This window comes from Bacillus sp. TL12, assembly GCF_022625245.1.
GTDB lineage: Bacteria > Bacillota > Bacilli > Bacillales > Bacillaceae_G > Bacillus_A.
In genome coordinates, this window is sequence record NZ_JAJJBY010000189.1 from 1 (window position 1) to 585 (window position 585).

Sequence of the window (585 nt, forward strand, 5' to 3'; positions counted from 1 at the left end):
ATCTATTAACTTAAATATTGCTACTAATGCTACTCCAATTAATATACCAACCGTTAAAACAGTATAAGATAGTGACTTAATTTTAAAGATGAACATTTGTCCTCTCTCATCTTTTGACTCCATCCGACGTTCAAACGTAATTTTGTAAATTTCTGCAATGAACACTAATACTACCAACACACAAATTACAATCGTAGCAATATTAACCATTATTCATCCTCCTCATATTTAAATACATCAGTTATCTCTTTCTCAAGCGAATTAGCAATTTTGAAAGCTAAAATCAAAGAAGGGTTATATTTATTTTTTTCTAAAGCTACTATAGTTTGTCGACTGACACCAACTGCATCTGCTAATTGTTGTTGCGTCCATCTTTTTTCAGCTCTTCCTACCGGAATATTATTTTCGAGCATGTCATTCCTCTCTTCTATTACACAGTTATCTCAACTTGATAGTAATATATTTTTTACAAAAAGTAAAGAATACATTACTATCAACCGAATAACACATTATATGTTTAACTGAGAAAACGTGAAAATTATACGCTATTAAATTTATTTGGGATAAAAACCATGAATTCTTTGT

The 585-nt window shown here is 29.7% G+C and carries 2 protein-coding genes; both read right to left on the reverse strand.

What is annotated here, in order from left to right; translation table 11 throughout:
- On the reverse strand, window positions 1–210 hold a 210-nt coding region (locus LOK41_RS28410; RefSeq protein WP_277818796.1), incomplete at its 3' end, for a hypothetical protein.
- Window positions 210–413 carry a helix-turn-helix transcriptional regulator gene (locus tag LOK41_RS28415; RefSeq protein WP_241819438.1) on the reverse strand — a complete coding sequence of 68 codons (204 nt, stop codon included), beginning with the start codon at window positions 411–413 and terminating at the stop codon, window positions 210–212. The genes LOK41_RS28410 and LOK41_RS28415, both read right to left, overlap by 1 nt.
- Window positions 414–585 lie beyond the last annotated feature (172 nt).

Bases quoted from the DNA above. Each gene is read 5' to 3' on its own strand.
- LOK41_RS28415 (WP_241819438.1), bottom strand. From the start codon at position 413: ATGCTCGAAAATAATATTCCGGTAGGAAGAGCTGAAAAAAGATGGACG.